Annotated in this window: 20 protein-coding genes; 10 read left to right on the forward strand and 10 right to left on the reverse strand. The window is 53.7% G+C overall.

Features of this window, described 5'->3' with window-relative positions; genetic code table 11:
* Positions 1–287 precede the first annotated feature (287 nt).
* The 5 genes from NG99_RS13210 to NG99_RS13230 all read left to right on the forward strand — a co-directional run bounded on the left by NG99_RS13210 (position 288) and on the right by NG99_RS13230 (position 4,179).
* Positions 288–1,094, forward strand: a complete 807-nt coding sequence (locus NG99_RS13210) for a transporter substrate-binding domain-containing protein (RefSeq protein WP_034893434.1) — start codon at positions 288–290, stop codon at positions 1,092–1,094.
* 35 nt (positions 1,095–1,129) lie between these two features.
* Positions 1,130–1,804, forward strand: coding sequence for an amino acid ABC transporter permease (locus tag NG99_RS13215; protein WP_034893437.1), 675 nt, complete (start codon positions 1,130–1,132; stop codon positions 1,802–1,804).
* The gene (locus NG99_RS13220; protein ID WP_052130700.1) at positions 1,804–2,544 is read left to right on the forward strand and encodes an amino acid ABC transporter permease; all 741 of its coding nucleotides are present in this window, start codon (positions 1,804–1,806) and stop codon (positions 2,542–2,544) included. The genes NG99_RS13215 and NG99_RS13220 overlap by 1 nt, the downstream gene beginning before the upstream one ends.
* A 22-nt stretch (positions 2,545–2,566) precedes the next feature.
* Positions 2,567–3,304 carry an amino acid ABC transporter ATP-binding protein gene (locus NG99_RS13225; protein ID WP_034893440.1) on the forward strand — a complete coding sequence of 246 codons (738 nt, stop codon included), beginning with the start codon at positions 2,567–2,569 and terminating at the stop codon, positions 3,302–3,304.
* Between the two features lie 140 nt (positions 3,305–3,444).
* On the forward strand, positions 3,445–4,179 hold the full coding sequence (locus NG99_RS13230; protein ID WP_198138773.1) for a GntR family transcriptional regulator: 735 nt from the start codon (positions 3,445–3,447) through the stop codon (positions 4,177–4,179).
* A 55-nt stretch (positions 4,180–4,234) separates the two neighbouring features.
* Here the strand turns inward: NG99_RS13230 and NG99_RS13235 are convergent, their stop codons facing one another.
* The 10 genes from NG99_RS13235 to NG99_RS13280 form a co-directional block, all read right to left on the reverse strand.
* Complete coding sequence (locus NG99_RS13235) at positions 4,235–4,660, reverse strand: Rid family hydrolase (RefSeq protein WP_034893443.1); 426 nt, start codon at positions 4,658–4,660, stop codon at positions 4,235–4,237.
* A 27-nt stretch (positions 4,661–4,687) separates the two neighbouring features.
* Positions 4,688–5,449, reverse strand: coding sequence for an SDR family NAD(P)-dependent oxidoreductase (locus NG99_RS13240; RefSeq protein ID WP_034893446.1), 762 nt, complete (start codon positions 5,447–5,449; stop codon positions 4,688–4,690).
* Between the two features lie 40 nt (positions 5,450–5,489).
* Positions 5,490–6,230, reverse strand: a complete 741-nt coding sequence (locus NG99_RS13245) for an amino acid ABC transporter ATP-binding protein (protein ID WP_034893448.1) — start codon at positions 6,228–6,230, stop codon at positions 5,490–5,492.
* On the reverse strand, positions 6,227–6,883 hold the full coding sequence (locus NG99_RS13250) for an amino acid ABC transporter permease (protein ID WP_034893452.1): 657 nt from the start codon (positions 6,881–6,883) through the stop codon (positions 6,227–6,229). The genes NG99_RS13245 and NG99_RS13250 overlap by 4 nt, the downstream gene beginning before the upstream one ends.
* Before the next feature lie 2 nt (positions 6,884–6,885).
* Positions 6,886–7,548 carry an amino acid ABC transporter permease gene (locus NG99_RS13255; RefSeq protein ID WP_034893454.1) on the reverse strand — a complete coding sequence of 221 codons (663 nt, stop codon included), beginning with the start codon at positions 7,546–7,548 and terminating at the stop codon, positions 6,886–6,888.
* Positions 7,549–7,587: 39 nt separating this feature from the next.
* A complete protein-coding gene (locus NG99_RS13260; RefSeq protein WP_034893552.1) occupies positions 7,588–8,415 on the reverse strand; it encodes a transporter substrate-binding domain-containing protein in 828 nt (275 codons plus the stop codon).
* 98 nt (positions 8,416–8,513) lie between these two features.
* On the reverse strand, positions 8,514–9,581 hold the full coding sequence (locus NG99_RS13265; RefSeq protein ID WP_034893457.1) for an LLM class flavin-dependent oxidoreductase: 1,068 nt from the start codon (positions 9,579–9,581) through the stop codon (positions 8,514–8,516).
* A 31-nt stretch (positions 9,582–9,612) separates the two neighbouring features.
* The gene (locus tag NG99_RS13270) at positions 9,613–10,119 is read right to left on the reverse strand and encodes a flavin reductase family protein (RefSeq protein ID WP_198138774.1); all 507 of its coding nucleotides are present in this window, start codon (positions 10,117–10,119) and stop codon (positions 9,613–9,615) included.
* 385 nt (positions 10,120–10,504) lie between these two features.
* Positions 10,505–11,656, reverse strand: coding sequence for an epoxide hydrolase family protein (locus NG99_RS13275; protein WP_034893463.1), 1,152 nt, complete (start codon positions 11,654–11,656; stop codon positions 10,505–10,507).
* A 91-nt stretch (positions 11,657–11,747) separates the two neighbouring features.
* The gene (locus tag NG99_RS13280; RefSeq protein WP_034893558.1) at positions 11,748–12,722 is read right to left on the reverse strand and encodes a GlxA family transcriptional regulator; all 975 of its coding nucleotides are present in this window, start codon (positions 12,720–12,722) and stop codon (positions 11,748–11,750) included.
* Between the two features lie 234 nt (positions 12,723–12,956).
* On the opposite strand from NG99_RS13280, the gene NG99_RS13285 reads away from it, so the two are divergent.
* The 5 genes from NG99_RS13285 (at position 12,957) to NG99_RS13305 (ending at position 18,608) form a co-directional block, all read left to right on the forward strand.
* The gene (locus tag NG99_RS13285) at positions 12,957–13,574 is read left to right on the forward strand and encodes a pyridoxamine 5'-phosphate oxidase family protein (RefSeq protein ID WP_034893466.1); all 618 of its coding nucleotides are present in this window, start codon (positions 12,957–12,959) and stop codon (positions 13,572–13,574) included.
* A gap of 143 nt (positions 13,575–13,717) precedes the next feature.
* Complete coding sequence (locus tag NG99_RS13290) at positions 13,718–14,725, forward strand: LacI family DNA-binding transcriptional regulator (protein WP_034893469.1); 1,008 nt, start codon at positions 13,718–13,720, stop codon at positions 14,723–14,725.
* Between the two features lie 64 nt (positions 14,726–14,789).
* The gene (locus NG99_RS13295; protein ID WP_157032629.1) at positions 14,790–16,292 is read left to right on the forward strand and encodes a xylulokinase; all 1,503 of its coding nucleotides are present in this window, start codon (positions 14,790–14,792) and stop codon (positions 16,290–16,292) included.
* Positions 16,292–17,476 (forward strand): mannitol dehydrogenase family protein, encoded by a 1,185-nt coding sequence (locus NG99_RS13300; protein ID WP_034893475.1) that lies wholly within the window; start codon positions 16,292–16,294, stop codon positions 17,474–17,476. Before NG99_RS13295 ends, NG99_RS13300 begins: the two co-directional genes overlap by 1 nt.
* Positions 17,469–18,608 carry a mannitol dehydrogenase family protein gene (locus NG99_RS13305; RefSeq protein ID WP_034893478.1) on the forward strand — a complete coding sequence of 380 codons (1,140 nt, stop codon included), beginning with the start codon at positions 17,469–17,471 and terminating at the stop codon, positions 18,606–18,608. The genes NG99_RS13300 and NG99_RS13305 overlap by 8 nt, the downstream gene beginning before the upstream one ends.
* Positions 18,609–18,687 lie beyond the last annotated feature (79 nt).

The raw sequence follows: 18,687 nt of genomic DNA on the forward strand, positions 1-18,687 counted from the left end.
TGCCTTTTACTGGTGCACCCTGCACCTTGATGGTTAATTTTTGTCGAAATTGAAGTTAAAAAATATAAGTAATTGGTATACTTAATTGAGATCAATATGTTAGTGACGTACTGACTGCACCCGATCGGAACATCCCCGCCTAACCGTTTAATTCCATTGATTATAAACAACTTTATCGTCCGATTTGACAAGATTAAAACTGATTGACAAAAAGTGGATTGTTGACAATCATCAATCCTCCGTTTCGGGAAAAATACGCATTACTCCTTTAAAGGTGAGAAAGCGCTATGTTTAAAAAACTGATAACAGTGTTGCTCGGTGTTTTCGTATTATTACTTGCCGTGAATGTTGCCAATGCCAGGACCTTAGATGAGATTATTAAAAGTGGCGTAATCCGCGTCGGCGTATTACCCAATTCGCCACCGCAATCGTCGATTGGCGCGACTAATCAGCTGGAAGGTTTTGACGTCGATATTGCTAATAAACTGGCGAGCGAATTAGGGGTGAAAACCGAATTCGTGATGACCGAAATTGCCCAGCGCGTGCCGTTCCTGGTTGCGGACCGGATCGATATTTGCCTCGGCGGCTTAACCCGTACCGTGGAGCGCGCCAAATCTATTAGCTATACGGTGCCGCTGCATACTGAATCGATGGGCGTGCTGACCACCAGTAAAGTGGACATCAAAAGCTGGAAAGAGCTGAACGACGAAAAATATACCCTGGTGCTGATTCGCGGCGTCTGGACCACAGACTTCCTGAAGCAGAATCTCCCGAAGGCGAAAATTCTCTACGTTGACACCATGGCGGATACCATTCGCTCACTGGCGCAGGGGCGGGCCGATGCGCTGGTCGAGAACATTGAGTTCTACGTGCCCTTTACCAAAAACTATCCCAACGTGCAGTGGAAAGTGCTGCCGGAAGCGCTGAACACCGCCTATGACGGTATCGGTCTGGCGCAGAACAATACCGCGCTGCGCGACGTGCTGAATACTGCGCTATACGATGTGCACACCAGCGGCTTCGTTAATCAGACGTGGGAAAAGTGGTTTAAAGCCCCGATGCTGGTGAAAGTGGTGCCCTCACCGTACTTCTGATGTCTCAGGACGCAGCCACACAGGAGTAATCCGCTATGCATTACAGTTTTCAATTTGGCGAGGTGATAAAGCACTGGCCTGAGCTGCTGTCGGGGGCGCTGATCACGCTACTGGTTGCTTTTCTCGCCTTCTGGATTGGCTGCGTGATTGGGCTGCTCGGCGCGTTAGCCGTGCAGCACGCCCGGCCAGGCGTTCGCCGTATGGTGCGGGGCTACGTGGTGTTTTTTACCAACACGCCTTCGCTGATTCAGATCTTCGTCCTGTTTTATGGCCTGCCGGATTTTGGCATTGTGCTGTCGCCGATGACGGCAGTGCTTATTGGGCTGTCGCTCAATGCCGGAGCCTATCTCACCGACATCATGCGCAGCGGGCTGGTATCGGTGAATAAAGCGGAGCTGGAAGCGGCGGAAACGCTCAATATGTCCCTTATGCAGCGCTTTCGTTTCGTCACGTTGCCGCATCTGGCGAAAACCATCTATCCGCTGCTCTCCAACTTTTTTATCTGGATACTGCTCGGTAGCTCGATCGGCGGTCTGTTCGGCGTCAACGAACTGACCGGCGCGGTGATTGAAATCAGCGCCAGTACCTTCCGCAGCATTGAATCGTTCGCCGTTGCCGCCGGACTGTACGTGGTGCTCACCTTTATCGCCAGCGCCTTTCTTTATGCTATCGGCTACTGGTGTTTCCGTGTACGGGCGAGGTTTATCTGATGCTTACATTGTCGCAGCAATTAACCAATCTGTTCAGCCAGTTCACGCTGGAGTTTATTCTGGAGGCGGCGCTTAACACGCTGAGCCTGTCAGCCATCGGCTGTTCAGTTGGGCTGCTGATGGGTTTTTTAATTGCCTGCCTGCGCCAGACGCGCCATCCCCTGTTTCTGCCGCTGCGCGCGGTGGCGATTGTCGCGGTGGAATTACTGCGCCGCATTCCGTTTCTGGTCACGCTGTTTCTGATGTTCTTTCTGTTCCAGGGCTTCGGCTACAGTCTGTCGTTTTATGTGATTGCGCTGATCTCAGTGTGTCTGATCGCCAGCGCCTATATGGCCGAGATCTTTCGCACCGGCTTCGAGTCGGTGTCACACACTCAGATTGAGGCCGCGCAGACGCTCAATTTCAGCTACCGCCAGATTGTGCTTTACGTGATCTTGCCGCAGGCGTGGAAGGTGGTGATCCCGCCCGCGTTCAGCTTTATGGTCTCCTTTATTAAAGACACGGCGCTGGCATCGCAACTTGGCGTGGTAGAACTGACCTTTTCCGCCAAGATCCTTATCAGCCGTGGGTACTCCGAGTTCCTGATTTATGGCGTGATCCTGCTGATTTACTTTGCCATGTCATATCCGCTAAGTCTGGTGGGACAGCGGCTGGAACGTCGTCTGGCCTCGCCGGGGACGGCGGCAGCCCGCGTCCCAGCCAGCATGACCAACCCCCTTTCACCCTTATCGCCGCCCTGATGGCGTGTACCGGAGTGATGCTATGTCGCAGTTAGAAATTGTTGAACTGAAGTGCTCTTACGGTGAGCATCGGGTGCTGAACGGCATCAACCTGACCGTGAAGCCTGGTGAAATTGTCAGCCTGATTGGCGGTTCCGGCTCTGGGAAGAGTACGCTGCTGCGGGTAATTATGGGACTGACCAGGCCCGAAGGCGGGGCGGTGCGCGTGCAGAACAACGAGGTGGATTACGACTCGATGTCCAGCGTGAGCGAGATCCGTGAGAAGGTTGCTATCGTGTTTCAGCAGTACAACCTGTTCCAGAATATGAGCGTGCTGGAAAACGTCATGGTGACGCCGGTTAAAGTGCAGAAGCGCGACCGGAAAGTGGTGCTTGAGGAGGCGATGGCGCTGCTGGATAAGGTCGGTATGCGCCACAAAGCCGAAGCCTACCCGGCCAGTCTGTCCGGGGGCCAGCAGCAGCGGGTCGCTATCAGCCGCGCGCTGGCGCTGAAACCGCAAATTTTGCTGCTGGACGAGGTGACCTCGGCGCTGGACCCGGAACTGGTAAGCGAAGTGCTGAATACTGTACGTCAGCTGTCGCGCGAAGGGATCACCATGATTCTGGTCTCCCACGAGATGCGCTTTGTCCGCGAGGTGTCGCACAAAGTGGCGATGATGGATCAGGGCAAAATTATTGAGTTTGGTACGCCGGAAGAGATTTTCACGGCCCCCAGACATCAGCGTACTCAGGATTTTATGAACCGGATCGCCTGGCATTAATCCGTTGCGTCAGCCTCACTCCCCTTAAGCGACCTGAGCCGGTGCTCAGGTCTTTCTTCGTGCCGAAGATTGTCGACAATCAGCGACTTCAGCCGCTATGCTATTTTTTTGTTTCCTTAACTCAGGGATGTCTTACCGTCATGCCGATCAAAAAAGATGCCGTAAGCCGGGCGCAACTGGTGCCAATGAACAATATTGCCAGCTCGGAATATGCGGCCGACCAGATTCGGGCCGCCATTATTAAGGGGCTATTTCGGCCTGGTGACCGCCTGGTTGAAAAGAACCTTACCGAACAGCTCAATATCTCACGTCATCCTATCCGCGAAGCGCTGCGCCGTCTGAACCAGGAGGGGCTGGTGGATGTTCGTCCCAATCGGGGGGCGGTGGTGGCGAAACTTGACCCTGCCAGCATTCTGGAGGTGTATGCCATCCGTTCGGCTCTGGGCGAACTGGCGCTGAAGGCGTTTCACGATAATCCGGCGCTGCCGTTTGCCAGTGAGATGAAAGCGCTGGAGAAGATGGCTAACGCGGCCCTCAGGCTGGCGCGTCAGGACAATCAGCAGGCGACCATTCTGAACGACCTTGAGTTCCAGGAAACCATCGTGATCGCCAGCGGGCTGGAGCGATGCGCGCGCTATTTCGCGGAAACTACGGTGGAGGTAAAGCGTTTCAATAACCTGACCGGTATTGTTTATACCGAACGTGAAGCCGACGCGCAGCAATACGTGGTGGCCCTGGTCGCGGCGATTAAAGCGCGTGATATCGACAAAGCGCTCGCCATCTGGAAAGACAAATTCGCCAAAGCCGTGTCGCGGTATATGGCGCTGGTGGAGAAAGAGCAGAGTGTCGGGAAAATTGTGAAGAAGGTGAAATAAGCCTTAATCCAGGTCAGCATCAATGCCGACCTGGAATACTGCCCCAAACAGGGTTTTACAATGCAATCACCCGTCGCTGCTGCGGCAATTCACCCGCGCCGCGCCAGGCGGTGATCTCTACCTCAAACAGATATTCCGGACCGCCGAGCGGTGCGCAGGTAACGCAGCTGGTGGGGTCGATACCGCGATACTTCTCGCCAATAAACGCCATCACGGCTTTAACATCCTCCTGGCGTGGAATAAACAGGCGCGAACGCACCACGTCGGCCAGCGAAGCCCCGACCGAGGCCAGCGCGCCTTCGACATTGCGAAACGCCTGTTCAGCCTGGGCCACTGCCGTGTCCGGCATGATGCGCGTTTTGTAATCGCGTCCGGCGGTCAGGGACATAAAAATCCAGTCGCCCAATACCAGCACGCGGGAGTAGCTCTCCTGATCTTCCAGAATGCTGCCCGATTTCACTTTGATGATTTCGTTGATCATGATGTTCCCTGAGGATAGTGGCAAAAGTTAAATGGAAATTCCGCCGTCGATGATCACCGTTTGTCCGGTGATCATCCGGCCGGCAAAGCCGAGATAAACAATCAGTTCCGCTACGTCGTCAGGCGTGCACCAGCGCTGTAGCGGGGTGGCCGCCACGGTGCTGCGGCGGCGCTCTTCGGACCATTCAATCGCCCACGAGCTTTCCACCGAGCCAGGCGCCACGGCGTTAACGCGGACTTCCGGGGCCAGCGCATGGGCGAGGTTTTTCGTCAGGTTAATCACGCCCGCCTTCGAGGCGCTGTAGGCGAGGGTGCTGGCAATCGATCCAAAACCGGCAATGGACGCGGTATTCACAATCGCCCCCTGGCTGGCTTTGAGGCTGGCGGCAGCGGCTTTTGAGCAGCGAAAGACGCTCATCAGATTGACGTTGAGCAGCGTTTGCCACAGCGCTTCCGAGACGCTCTCCAGATCCTGTATTGGGATCGGTTTGGTAACGCCGGGCGTCCCGGCGTTATTCACCAGCAGGTCGAGGTGGCCGAGTGCCTTAACGGCCTCTTTTACCATGGTCTCTGCCTGAGCAGGGTCCGACAGGTCACCCGGCGCGGCTATTGCTTCCAGCCCTTCGGCTTTCAGCGTTGCCAGCGCCTGCTCGCCTCGTGGATCGCCGGGGAGGTAGTTAATCGCCACCAGGGCGCCGCTGCGCGCCATCAGAGACGCGACTTCAAAACCAATACCGCTGGCCCCGCCAGTGACTAACGCCGTTTTGCCCTGCAAATTGAATGTCATCATGTGCTGCTTCTCCTGAATAAACGAGGGAGTAATGGCCCGATCAGGCCGCCTGTTCGCTGCGCCGTTCGCGCCGCATAAATTTGCGTGTCTGTTCCTGGCTGGGGTGGTCGATCACCTGAACCGCGCTGCCGATCTCACCTATATTGCCCTGATGCAGAAAGGCCACGCGGTCAGCGGATTCACGAACAAAGCCAATGTCGTGGGTCACCACCACCATGGTCATCCCTTCCGATTTCAGCAGCCGCATGGTAGCCAGCACTTCGCCCACCAGTTCCGGATCCAGCGCCGAGGTCACTTCGTCAAACAGCATGTAAGAAGGATTCATTGCCAGCGCGCGAGCAATTGCCAGCCGCTGAAGCTGCCCGCCGGAAAGGTGCGACGGCATCATCAGGGCTTTGCCGCCCAGCCCGACGTGCTCCAGATGCTTTTGCGCCAGCTTGAGCGCTTCCCGTTTGCCGAGTTTCGCCACCACCTGCGGCGCCAGCGCCACGTTCTCCTGCGCATTGAGATGGGGAAAGGCGTTGTATTGCTGGAACACAATGCCCAACTTACGGCGCAGCTGGTTGATATTGGTACTGGCCGCGTGTACCGGAATGCCGTCGACCACAATTTCTCCGCCCTGGATGTTTTCCAGTCCGTTAATACATTGCAACAGCGTGGATTTGCCGGAGCCACTGGCGCCAATCAGGCACACCAGTTCGCCCTTATCAATGGTCAGGTCGATACCTTTCAGTACGTTGACGGCACCGAAGGCTTTTTGCACATTGCGAATTTCGATCATAGAGCCACCTTTTTTTCCAGATAACGGCTGTAGCGGGAAACCGGGTAACAGATGAGGAAGTAAAACAGGCCGGTGCCCAGCAGCAGCAGCCAGGTTTCGTGGGTACGGTTAATCAGCGTCTGGGTAGCGCGCATAAATTCGACGTAGCCGACGACGCTAGCCAGCGCGCTGTCTTTGATCAGGCTGAGCAGCAGATTGACCCAGGCGCTCAGCCCGTTGCGCAGCGCCAGCGGCAGCGAAATATGGCGTAGCTCCTGCCAGCCATTCATCCCCAGCGAGCGTGCGCCGCGGCGAAAGGTATGCGGCACCGCCAGAAAGCTGGCGCGCGAGACTTCCGAGGTGACGCAGGCCATCCAGACGCCGAGGGCCAGGCTACCGAGCACGTAAGGCGATGTCGGGATGTTCATTAATGAAAACAGGCTATTAAGCACAATCAGGATGATGATCATCGGCACGCTGCGGAAGATATCGACCAGTGGCGCGCTCAGTAACTGAAAACTGAACGATGAAGCCCGCGCCCAGCCAAGCGGAATGCCGACTAAGGTGCCGAGCAGCCCGGCAGTGCCTGCCATCGCCAGCGTATTAAGCGCACCCAGCAACAGATAGCCGCTGTCGGACCACTGCAAAGGTTGATAGCCAAGAACAAATTGCATGGTTACCTCCGGTACATCAGACGGAAGGTCAGCTGCGCGCCAAACTGGATGAATTTGGCGATGGCGTAGTAGATACCGGCAGTGACAAGGAAAAATTCAAAGGTGCGAAAGCTGACGGACTGCGCGTATTGCGTCGCGCCGGACAGCTCGCGCAGCCCAACCAGCATCCCCAGCGAGGTATTGAGCATCGCCCAGACGCACTGGGTGATGAACGGCAAAAACACCACCTTAAATACCTGCGGGAAGATCACATGACGAAAAGCCTGGCGCGATGTCATGCCCAGCGAACGGGCGGTAGACATTTGCTGGCGTGGAATCACATTCAGGCCGCCACGGAAAATCTCCGCCATATAGCCTGCGTTATTAAAGGCAATGGCAATTAATACCGCCCTGTAGCTGGAGATGTTAATTTCCAGCGCGCCAAGGCCGAAATACATGATATAAACCTGAAACAGCACCGGCGTGTTGCGTGATAATTCCACCCACCAGCTGGTGAAATAATATTTCCAGCCACTGCCGTTTTGGCGAATTACAGACATCGGTATGGCAAAGGCCATACCGATTACCACCGATAATAGCGTGATCTGCAATGTCACCCAGGCGCCAGATAATAATTGCGGCAATGCGTCAAAGACGATTGACCAGTAAAACTGATAATCCTGCATGGGCGTAACCTGGTATGTCAGACAATGTTTACGGGTGACTTAGAAATCGACGCCGGCCATGGTCAGGGAAGGCAGCGGACCGTCGCCCATATATTTTTTATACAGTTCGGCGTAGCGGCCTGAGACGACCTGATGCCAGACGAATACCCGCGCCCAGTTGAGGAATTCCGGGTCGCCGCGACGGACTACAAGACCATCCATATCAGAGAGCGGCGCCAGCCCGGCGGCGGTGAAGGTGGGAAACTGTCCGCTTTTTTCCAGCGTGCTATAGACGGACGTCGCCTGCAAAATACCGTCAACTTTTCCCTGTTGCAGCGCCATAAACACATCGGCGTCGCTGCCGTAACCGGTATAAGTGGTGCCGGTATCTTTCCAGCGTCCCTGGAGCTCTTTATTGAATAACTGTTCGAAGGTTGAACCGGTAACGGCACCGAGCTTTTTACCCTTCAGATCGTCATAAGATTTGATGCCGGTCTCTTTGCGCGTCATCACCGTGATGGTGTAGTTGACGTAAGGCTGGGTGAAGGCCACGGTCATGGCGCGTTCCGGGGTGATGGTGGTTGAGCCGACCACAATGTCGACGCGTTTGGAAACCAGCGCCGGAATACGGTCTGAGGCTGGGGTTTGTACAATCACCGGTTCGACGCCGAGTGATTTTGCCAGATCGTTACAATAAGCCACATCGTAACCGTCGGGTTTATTATCCGGCGTAATAAAGCCCGACGGCGGTGCATCTAATACCACGGCGCAGCGTAATTTTTTCGCTTTAATAACGGTATCCAGCGTTGATTCCGCCTGCGCAGCATGAAGGGAAAATAAAGAAGAAAATGCAATGAAAAGGACTGATTTAGTCGTCTTGTTCAACATAATGACTTCCCCGCGATGGTTTGAAATAATAACAACGGCTCCACATAACACTGTTTACTTCTTAACGGACAAGGTACGGCAACACTAAGCAGGTAAGATTATTTGAGGCCAATTTCGGCGATTGGTCCTAACTCTTTTTCAATTAACGGCAGCACTTCTTTACTAAAGCGATACAGCGAACGTTGTGCCCGATCGAGCGGCATACAGCCAAACTGGAAATTGCAGGTGTAATTTACCGGGTTGAGGCGTTTAATATCGGCAATCATTTTTTCCGCCACGCTATGCGGATCGCCAACCACCATATTATTGGCATATTGTTCCAACGTATATTCGCCGTCGAACGGTTCATTGCGGATATAGCCGGTTTCGTCCAGCGGCAGCACCGGCTTACGCAGATGGTTCGCCATACGGCCAACGTAGCGTGCGCGCTCGGCGGCTTCCAGCGCTTCGGCTTTACTGTCGGTGATATGCACGTATTGCATAATCGCCAGCGGTTTCGTGGCTGGATTTTCACCGATGCTCTCCCAGCTTTGGTTGAGGCCATCCACCATTTTGTACAGCACAGGCGACCCAAGAGTGCTGGCGGCATGGAACGGCGTGACCTGCCACTTCTTCAGGCGTTCCAGCAGGCGAGGATGGGAAGTGGTGGCAAACAGCGGCGGCAGCGGTGACTGATACGATTTGATGGCGAAGGTAGTCTGTGGAATCGACAGGTGTTCACCCTGATATTCCACTTCGCCGGTGACCAGCGCCTGCTCAATCACCTCCCAGTATTCAAGGAAAATGTCGACTTTTTTGTCCAGCTCGACGTTATAGCGGTCAAACTCATACTGCTGATAACCGGTGCCCATTCCTACCACCAGACGACCATCGGTCATGGCATCGACGGCAGCAATTTCCTGCGCCAGACGCAGCGGATGGTAGAGCGGCAGCACCAGTACGCCTGGCGCCAGTTTGATTTTCGACGTCCAGCCCGCCGCATTGGCGACCATCATCAGCGGCGATGGACTGCTTGAGTAATTGGCAAAGTGGTGTTCGGCAAACCAGGCAATATCAAAGCCGACTTCTTCAGCGGTTCTGACCATGGTTTGGGTGTCATTCAGTACGCCTTTTACCCCCTGCGGATGGTCTCGCAAGGTCATGAGGCTGAAAAGTCCTAGCTGCATTCTGTTCTCCTGCTTGAAAAAAACGCGTTGCTTAGCCCGCAACGGCGGTGGTTAAAGGGGTGGATGTCACGTACGCGCCGTTCTGATAGAGCAGCGGCGCTATGGTTTCACTGAACTGGCAGTCGCTAACCTGACCGATAACGATATGGTGCGTGGCATAGGGCAGGGTCTGATCCAGTTCGCAAAACAGCGTGGCCTGCGCATCGGCCAGGTAAGGGACGCCCTGCGCATTGCTGCGCCATTCACCGGTGGCGAATCGTTCGTCTGACGGGAGCGGCGTACTGAAGCGCTGTGAAACGGCGGTATGGTTGTGGCTCAACAGGTTGATGCAATATTTGCCGCTTGCCAGCAGCGGGTGTAGCAGGCTGGAGGTACTGTTGATACACGCCAGCACCGACACCGGTTCAAAGCACAGCGAGGTGACTGCCGTAGCGGTGATGCCGTAGCGCATCCCTTCATGCTGACAGGTGATGACGCAAACCGTGGCGGTCAGCCGCCGCATACTGTGACGAAAATTATCCCGAACATGGTTATTCAAGGTGATGTCTCCGCATGATGCTGAAAATAAAAAGGCTGATTATCGACAGTTTTGTTAAGGCTTAAATGGTAGATTGTCAACAATGTTAACGCCGTGTACGCATCATTGGTTATGCGGGTTTTGTTGTCAACGGAATGCTTATTTTATCGCCATAGGAAATTTTAATATTTCTATCATTTTGCTAATTATCAGTAGGATATGAAGTATGGTTGGTAAGTGGGAAGGGCAGCGGTCTGCGGTCTGCCCTGGGAGGTAACGCCAGGAAATGAGCGAAAACAGGGGGGTGATCCCCCTCGACATATTGGCCTTTGCAAGGTAAGGAAGGTCACTTTTCCGTTTCACTCGGCCTGTAGAACTGTATGAGCCGCCGAGCGTTTTTTAATGCTCAGCGAGCACGTAGGGAGCGGAAAAAGGCCCGAACATCTTCAGCGTACAGTTCCGGTTCTTCCATGGCCGTAAAATGGCCACCCCGGGGGAGTTTGCTCCACCTGGTAATGTTTAACTTCTTGCTGGCCCAGGAACGAGGAGGTAACAGGATGTCTGCCGGGAAGCAGGCTACGCCGACCGGGACATGAATCTGTCCGATTGGCGGAAGCGAATGGGCGTTGTCATAATACATATTGGCGGCTGAACCGGCAGTGCCGGTAAGCCAGTACAACATGATATTTGTCAGCACCTGATCATAGTTGAAACGGCTCAGCAGGTTGCCATTACAGTCACTCCAGTTGCGGAATTTTTCCATAATCCAGCTTGCCAGCCCGACAGGGGAATCATTCAGGGCATAGGCCAGTGTCCAGGGACGGGTAGCCTGTAACGACATGTAGCCACCTTCCTGGCCGATCCAGGCGCGGGCGAGCTGGCCGTACTGTCGCTCTTCTTCCGTTAATGACGATGAATCATCAACCGCCATCAGCTCCCGGAGAATTCCGATGTCCGTCAGATGAATCCCCGTTACGTTTTCGGGGTGCTGCTGCGCCAGGTAGCGGGTGACGCCCGAGCCGATATCACCGCCCGCAGCGGCAAAACGGTTGTACCCGAGTTCACGGGTCATCAACTGGTGCCAGATTTCCGCAACGACGGCATTATTCACCCCGTTACCGGCAGGAATAGCGGACAGCCCGAATCCCGGCACGGAGGGGATAATCACGTCAAAGGCATCTTCAGGAGAGCCACCAAAACGTGCCGGGTCAGTCAGCAGGGGGATGATTTCCTGATATCGCAAAAAAGAGTCCGGCCAGCCGTGAGTGAGGATCAGAGGAAGGGGAGACGGACCTTTGCCACGCTCATGAATAAAATGGATTGCCGTGCCGTTAATCGTGCAGCGGTAATGGGCGACGCGGTTCAATTCCGCTTCCTGCCTCCGCCAGTCAAACTCGTTTTTCCAGTATTCTATCAGCGCCTGCAACGCATCTCGCTGAGTACCCCTTTCCCATCCGGTGTCTGTGGGTTGCTGCGGCCAGCGTATCTGTTCCAGGCGGCGGGATAAATCATCAAGCTGCTCCTGAGGAAAATGAATGCTGAATTTTTCTGCGGCCATAGATACTCCTTAACGTGCGTGTTTGAACCCTGAGGTGATTGGTTCAAGTTACGGCGTTATCGCCTGACCTGAATGACAATCAGCGAACAATTCAGGACAAGTTACGGCTGCCGAAGCGCTGCCTGTATTCAGACGGCGTCACCTGGAGGTGGCGAGCAAAGACCCGTCGCAGAGAGGTGCTGTTAGCGAACCCTACTGAGGCGGCAATTTTTTTCAGGCAGGTATTTCCCTGTTCGAGCGATCTACGGGCGGCATCCAGCCGGGCCTCTTCCACAAATCTGGCGGGTGTGGTTCCTGTTTGTCGGGTAAACACCCGGGTGAAATTACGCGGGCTCATGGCGACTTTTTCTGCGAGCCTCTCAATCGTGAGGTCCTCACGCAAATTTTCCAGTATCCAGGCCTGCAACTCGCGCAGCGGGCCTGGCGTTCTCGCCTGGCGGGCAAGATAACGGCTGAACTGGGACTGTCCGCCGGGACGCCGCAGAAACATGACCATATCCTGAGCCACATCGCGGGCCAGAGAGAAGCCATGATCTTCTTCAACCAGCGCCAGGGTCAGGTCAAGCCCGGAGCTGACCCCTGCCGATGTCCATATGGCGCCATCCTGAATGTAAATCGGGCCTTTTTCTACCCGTACTGCCGGCCAGCCGCTCTGGAGCGTGTCCAGCAAGCGCCAGTGTGTCGTAGCCCGACACCCGTTCAGCAGATCGGCCTGTGCCAGTAGTAATGCGCCACCGCACACAGAGACTACGCGCTGCGCATTTGGCGCGGCGCGGCGTAGCCAGTCGGAGATATCAACCCGCTCTTCGTCCGTCAGGCCGCGTCCTGTTACCATGATGGTATGGCGCTTTTCTTGCGGGTCGAGCGAGTAAAGAGAGGTGTCAGCCAGCAGATTGAGGCCTGAAAGTCCATGGATAACCTGATGGCGTTGTGCAGTGGCAATGGTGACCTTATAAGGCGCAGCGGAAGGGATTCTCAGGCGGTTGGCGTGACCAAGAATATCAGCGATACCGACCGCTTCCAGCAACATTCCGCCTTCGGGAGCGATGATCAGAAATGTATTCATAAGACCTGTAGAGATCTGCTTAACCAGGAGGGGCATTGTGATAGGGGATGGGCTTCTTCGTAAAGATAAAAAGACCGGATAAGCACGGCGTGTGAATGAAGCGCCGCGCATTGCCTGCAGGCTCTGGCACTGGGGCGGAACGAAAGGGAACATCCGCTATACTCAGGAGCATATAGCGAAGCCGGTACGCGATCCTGCCGGTCACGGCAACATCTCTGTTAAAAGGTAACGGGTATGAAGCGACAGATAGTGCGCGATGTAGCAACCCTGGAGAGCATTTATGGTCAGCCAGCGTCACCCTCGCTGGTCAAGGAGACCCCTTTCATTCATCCGCTCTATCGTCCATGGATAGAAAAAGCGCCCTTTGTGGCGCTGGCTACCGCCGGGCAGGGCGGGCTGGATGTCTCGCCACGCGGCGATGCGCCCGGTTTTATCCATATTGAGGATCGGCATACGCTGTTGCTGCCGGACCGCCGGGGCAATAACCGTATCGACAGCCTGCGTAATCTGCTGGAAGACGATCGCGTGGCGCTGCTGTTCCTGATCCCCGGAATAGGTGAGGCGTTGCGGGTCAACGGACGGGCTACTATCGATATTGCCCCCGAACTGTTAGCGCGTTTTGCCAGCAACGGACAGTTGCCGCGTTCGGTACTCCGCATCGAGGTGGAAGCGGTCTTTTTCCAGTGCAGTCGGGCTATTTTGCGCGCCGGTTTATGGTCGGTGGAAAGTCAGTTAACTAAAGGCGATCTGCCGACGCCGGGGGAAATTTTGCAGGCGCTAAGTCAGGGAGCGGTGGACGGTAACGCTTATGACGCCGCCTTACCGCAGCGCGTGCGCGATACGTTGTACTGATGACGATCTGCGCCGGCAGGGTTTGATATGGCGTCTCAAATATTATTGGGATGCCAGTCACATTAACCGCGGCTGTTTTTGACTTCTCTGGATCATTGGATGTAGTTTGTACACAAAATGAAACGTTTCATAATGAGACTGGCATGGTTTCGACGATTAAAGATGTGGCAAAACTGGCAAATGTCTCCCTTGGTACGGCCTCTAAGGTGATCAATGGCGACCCGACAGTCAGCGCGCGTCGTAAAGCATTGGTGATCAATGCTATCGCCACATTGGGCTATTCGCCGAACAGCATTGCTCAGAATCTTCGTACCGCAAACTCGCGAACGCTTTCTGTTCTGCTGGCGAACATCACCAACCCCTTCCAGATGGCGCTGGCTAAGGGCATCGAAGAGGTGGCCGTCACGCACAATTATAATATGGCGATCGGTACTACCAACGAATCCGTGGATAAAGAACTCGATAGCCTGGATATGTTTGAGCGCAATCGCAGTGACGGCATCATTATCTGTAGTACGGGTCAAACGCAGGAAAAAATCTGTTCGCTGATTGAACGCAACATTCCGATTGTGATGGTGGATCGTTATGTGCCAGGTATTCCCTGTGATTATGTCGGGGATGATTTTCCGCTGGCGATTGTAATGGCGTTGCAATACCTCCAGTCACTTGGCCATCAGCGCATGGGTATCCTGCATGGCGATCAGAACACTTACCATGGTAGTTATCGTTACCAGCAGGCGCTGGTGAAAATGGAGACGCTGGGCATTGCCTATGATGCCGCTCTTCATACCCAGGGTGCTTACAGTTATGAAGAGGGCGGGAGGGCATTTCGCACGCTGATGAGTCAGCTACATCCCCCGACAGCTCTCCTTTGCGTAAACAACATGCAGTGCGCAGGCGCGATTAACGAAGCGAAATCTTTAGGCATTCGCATCCCGGATGACGTCTCGCTAATGCTGATTAACGAAAATAACTTTATGTGGGACATCATCTCGCCAGGCATCACCATGGTCACTCAGTCACCGCTGCGTATTGGAATGCACGCCGCAAACACCATTTTTCAACGCCTTCAGGGTCGCGATGCTGCTTCTTACACCACTACGCTACTGGAGCCAGGATTAGTTGTTCGCGATTCCACGCGGGCGATTTGATTTTTTTTTCATCAAATATGAAACGTTTCATTTTCTGGGGTTGCTCGAAAATAAGGCAAAAATAATGAAAAGCTCAGTTGTTCTTACGCTGGATATCGGTACTACCTCCAGCAAGTTGGTTCTTATCGATAAGCTCGGACACAAGCTATTTTCTGACAAGGCATCTTACCCACTGTATTTTCCTTCGCCAGGCCATGTTGAGCAGGACCCCTGGGAGATTTGGCGGAAAATTTGCGAGATGCTTGCGCGTTTATTCAGTGAGGCAGGGCAAACATACTGCATTGAGGCTGTCGCGATCAGTTCGCAAATCAGCGCTCATTTTCTGGTTGCTGCTGACGGCGAACCGCTCACCAGGGTCATCTCCTGGATGGACAGCCGGGCGAGCCAGGAAGCGAAAGAGCTGGTTGAAACGTTCTCCCGAACAGAATTGCATGATGAGCTGGGTATGGACATGCTTGTTGGCCCTGCTTTCATTGCCCCAAAACTGAAGTGGCTGGCCCGCCATGAGCCTGCACAGCTATCGCGGGCACATCATCTCGTGCAGTTAAAAGAGTACGTCATCTGGCAACTGACCGGGGTGTGGCGTTCCGATCTCACCAGCCTTAAGGGGATCGTTAATCAGCGCACGCAGGTGCTCTCAGCCAAATTACTTAAGTGGGCGGGGGTGTCCGCGCAGATTATTCCACCTCATGATAATCCGTGGGCGGTCGCCGGAACGCTAACTCCGGCCGCTGCGGCGAACCTCAACCTTCCAGAGGGGATTCCGGTGATTCTGGGGTGGAACGACCTCAACGCGGCGATTATGGGCACGATCGGTATCCCGCGGACATGCTGTGGCTTTGATATCACCGGAACTTCAGAGCATATCGGTATTGTCAGTTCCGAATCGCTGAACGCTGCTCCTGAGGGCATTAATTGTCTGCCGTTTGTTGATGATGTGAGTCTGTCTTACGGCGTGACCTCATCGGGTGGTCAGGCACTGCAGTGGTACATGGAGAATATTGCGGTGAGTAAGAATTACGTGGATATCGAACGCCACGTAAACCGCGTGCCCGCAGGCGCTGAGAAACTGATTTTCCTGCCGTATATCAATGGCGAGCGTAACCCATGGTGGAACCCAAATGCGCAGGGCGTGTTCTTTGGTATGCGGGCGCATCACAACAAAGATCACATGACTCGCGCGGTACTTGAGGGCGTGGGTTTCGCACTTAAAGCCAGCGCGGTCAGGCTGGAAACCCTGCCTGAGCAGTTTGTGGTTTCTGGCGGCGCCAGCGCGCTGGATATCTGGAACCAGATCAAAGCTGACATCCTCGGCGTGCCGTTCTGCAAACTCAATACTACGGAAGCGGGTTGCCTTGGCGTGGCTATCCTGGCCGCGTATGCCCTGGGATGGTACGACTCGTTAGCCACTGCATCAGAAAACATGATCCGCACCGCGAAAGTCTTTATGCCGAATGAAGCAAACCACGCGATGTACAACCGCAAATTTGAAATATATCTCAGCCTGTATGACGCGCTCAGAGATGTGTTCGATGCCAATATTCATCAACTTGAGGAAGCTGAATAATGAAAGCCATCATCTATGGCGCAGGGAAGATTTCCCGTGGATTTATCTCGCAATTGCTCTATCTGGCAGAGTGGGAAATAGTGTATGTCGATCTCAACGAGCCACTGTTGCAACAGCTACGGACTCGCGGGCATTTCACCGTCCATGTAATGGGCGCGGAGCAGATGAACACCCTTGTTGATGGCTATCGCTGCCTGAGTTTAAACGACATCGAGGGGGTCGCTTACGAACTACAGGATGCAGACGTTGTTTTTACGTCTGTGGGCGGTAAAAACCTGGTCTCTCTGGGGGCGAGCATTGCCGCCTCGCTGACGGATTGCTATCAGCGCGATCAACGGCAGTCTGCGCTTAACATTATTACCTGTGAGAACTGGAAAGATCCTGCGCGCGTTCTGTCCGAAAGCATTCGCGCGCATCTCAGCGCAGAACATGCCGCTCTGTTTACCGGGCGAACAGGAGTCGCACAAGCCGTTGTGATGCGTTCAGCCGTCGATCCTACCCCAGAGATGTTACTGCATGACCCGTTGATTGTGCCGGTTCAGGACTTCTGGGAACTTCCAGTTGATGCGGCTAACATTCGTGGTCAGCAGCCAGCGATTAAGGGGGTTGTCTATCAGGACAATTTTGCCGGATTCCTCGAACGAAAGATTTTTACCTACAATACTGGCAACGCTACCATTGCTTACCTGGGCTACCTCAAAAAACTCTACTCGCTTGCTGATGCGGCGAACGACAGTTTCATCGTTTCGGTGCTGGAAAACGTCTATACGGCAACCAACCTTGCGTTATCCCGCCGTCATCACTGTAGTCTCGAAGAACAAACCGCGTTTTCACTGCAGGCAAAACGTAAGTATCAGGATTACGCCATCATTGATGACGTCCGCCGTCATGCGGCCGATCCTCTTCGCAAGCTAGGGCCAGACGATCGGCTAATCGGGGCGGCAAAGCTGGTGAGTGAATACGATCTGCCACTGGACGGCATTGCTACCTCCATTGCCGCTGCGCTTTATTACGATAATCAGCAAGATCCCCTCGCGGTAAAATTAAAAGAAATGCGTGAGCAACAGGGTATCGACCACATTCTTAAAACTGTCTGCCAAATTCCGACAGACGGACTTTTAGCTGCTGCCATCAGGGAAAAAATTATCTTTCTTAAAAATGCAGGAATCATTACTTATGACTAACAAACCCTCTGCTGTTGTTATCGGTGCCGGTCAGTCTGGCCGTGGATTTGTCTCTCGTTTCTTTTATAAGAGCGGATATCATCTGACCTTTATCGATAAAAATGAGAAATTAGTTAACTATCTCAGGGAAGACAATTTCTTTACTGTCCACTGCTTCGATGAATCGGTAAAACCTGTACATATTCAGAACTTCAATGCTTATCAGGCGGGCAGTTCTGATGCTAATAATGCGGTTGAACATGCTGACGTGTTATTGATTTCAGTGGGTCAACAAAACTTGCCGGGCGTTGCCGCGGATATTGCGTCCGCAGTACAGCGCCGCCGCGAAGCTGGGGTTTCTGCGCTAAAGATTTTGGTCTGTGAGAACGGTGTTTCGCCGGGACAGATTTTTTCTGAAGCATTAGCCGGGCGATTGGGTGGGCATGACGATTTCAACGTGGCGGAACTTGCCATTTTCTGTACCACCAATGTACTGAAGAAAACCCGGCTTGATATAGGTACCGAGGACTATAACCGAGCCCCTTACAATGCCGCTGCGCTGGGGGAAGTGCTGCCGGTTGATGGTCTTGATCCTGAACCAGACATGAGCAATCTACTGAAACGTAAGATATATACCTATAACTTCATCAGCGCGATTGTTACCTATCTCGGTGCTTACAAAGGTATTGAAGACTACGCCACGGCCGCCAACGATCCGGAGGTTCGTGCTGTTATTCACTCTGTTGTACCTGAGTTGAACCAGGCGCTTTGTCAGGTGCTGGGTGTCGATGCTGATTCACAAACGACCTTCTCCGATAATGCGTTGAAAAAATTTAGTAACCCTACGATTGAAGACTACGTCAGTAAAAATGCGCGCGAAGTCAGCCGCAAACTTCGTTCGGACGATCGCATGATCGCACCGGCTAACATGATTAAAGGCATTCAGGGCGATACCAATATCATCGCCATCGTCATTGCTGCCGCAATTCTCTGGGGGGAGAAGAATGAAAACCTCCTTGATACCTATAAATCTCCACGAGAAGTATTAATTAAACTCAGCGGTGTGGGAGAGAACGCAGAACTTATTCACCAGGTAGAACACCATTACGCGGAGCTAAAAACAGGAAAAAAAATCAGTCAGCTATTGCAGTAAGTTTACGCTTAAATATTAAAAAAATAGCAGTGACGGGTTGGGCATTATTGTCCAACCCGGGTTTTTGTACATAAAAACG

Source organism: Erwinia typographi, from assembly GCF_000773975.1.
Lineage (GTDB): Bacteria > Pseudomonadota > Gammaproteobacteria > Enterobacterales > Enterobacteriaceae > Erwinia > Erwinia typographi.

Excerpts from the sequence above, each read along its gene's own strand:
- NG99_RS13210 (WP_034893434.1), top strand. The coding sequence starts at position 288 with ATGTTTAAAAAACTGATAACAGTGTTGCTCGGTGTTTTCGTATTATTA.
- NG99_RS13285 (WP_034893466.1), top strand. The coding sequence starts at position 12,957 with ATGAAGCGACAGATAGTGCGCGATGTAGCAACCCTGGAGAGCATTTAT.
- NG99_RS13295 (WP_157032629.1), top strand. The coding sequence starts at position 14,790 with ATGAAAAGCTCAGTTGTTCTTACGCTGGATATCGGTACTACCTCCAGC.
- NG99_RS13305 (WP_034893478.1), top strand. The coding sequence starts at position 17,469 with ATGACTAACAAACCCTCTGCTGTTGTTATCGGTGCCGGTCAGTCTGGC.
- NG99_RS13220 (WP_052130700.1), top strand. The coding sequence starts at position 1,804 with ATGCTTACATTGTCGCAGCAATTAACCAATCTGTTCAGCCAGTTCACG.
- NG99_RS13250 (WP_034893452.1), bottom strand. The coding sequence starts at position 6,883 with ATGCAATTTGTTCTTGGCTATCAACCTTTGCAGTGGTCCGACAGCGGC.
- NG99_RS13260 (WP_034893552.1), bottom strand. The coding sequence starts at position 8,415 with ATGTTGAACAAGACGACTAAATCAGTCCTTTTCATTGCATTTTCTTCT.
- NG99_RS13300 (WP_034893475.1), top strand. The coding sequence starts at position 16,292 with ATGAAAGCCATCATCTATGGCGCAGGGAAGATTTCCCGTGGATTTATC.
- NG99_RS13290 (WP_034893469.1), top strand. The coding sequence starts at position 13,718 with ATGGTTTCGACGATTAAAGATGTGGCAAAACTGGCAAATGTCTCCCTT.
- NG99_RS13275 (WP_034893463.1), bottom strand. The coding sequence starts at position 11,656 with ATGGCCGCAGAAAAATTCAGCATTCATTTTCCTCAGGAGCAGCTTGAT.
- NG99_RS13225 (WP_034893440.1), top strand. The coding sequence starts at position 2,567 with ATGTCGCAGTTAGAAATTGTTGAACTGAAGTGCTCTTACGGTGAGCAT.
- NG99_RS13215 (WP_034893437.1), top strand. The coding sequence starts at position 1,130 with ATGCATTACAGTTTTCAATTTGGCGAGGTGATAAAGCACTGGCCTGAG.
- NG99_RS13280 (WP_034893558.1), bottom strand. The coding sequence starts at position 12,722 with ATGAATACATTTCTGATCATCGCTCCCGAAGGCGGAATGTTGCTGGAA.
- NG99_RS13245 (WP_034893448.1), bottom strand. The coding sequence starts at position 6,230 with ATGATCGAAATTCGCAATGTGCAAAAAGCCTTCGGTGCCGTCAACGTA.
- NG99_RS13265 (WP_034893457.1), bottom strand. The coding sequence starts at position 9,581 with ATGCAGCTAGGACTTTTCAGCCTCATGACCTTGCGAGACCATCCGCAG.
- NG99_RS13240 (WP_034893446.1), bottom strand. The coding sequence starts at position 5,449 with ATGATGACATTCAATTTGCAGGGCAAAACGGCGTTAGTCACTGGCGGG.
- NG99_RS13235 (WP_034893443.1), bottom strand. The coding sequence starts at position 4,660 with ATGATCAACGAAATCATCAAAGTGAAATCGGGCAGCATTCTGGAAGAT.
- NG99_RS13230 (WP_198138773.1), top strand. The coding sequence starts at position 3,445 with ATGCCGATCAAAAAAGATGCCGTAAGCCGGGCGCAACTGGTGCCAATG.
- NG99_RS13255 (WP_034893454.1), bottom strand. The coding sequence starts at position 7,548 with ATGCAGGATTATCAGTTTTACTGGTCAATCGTCTTTGACGCATTGCCG.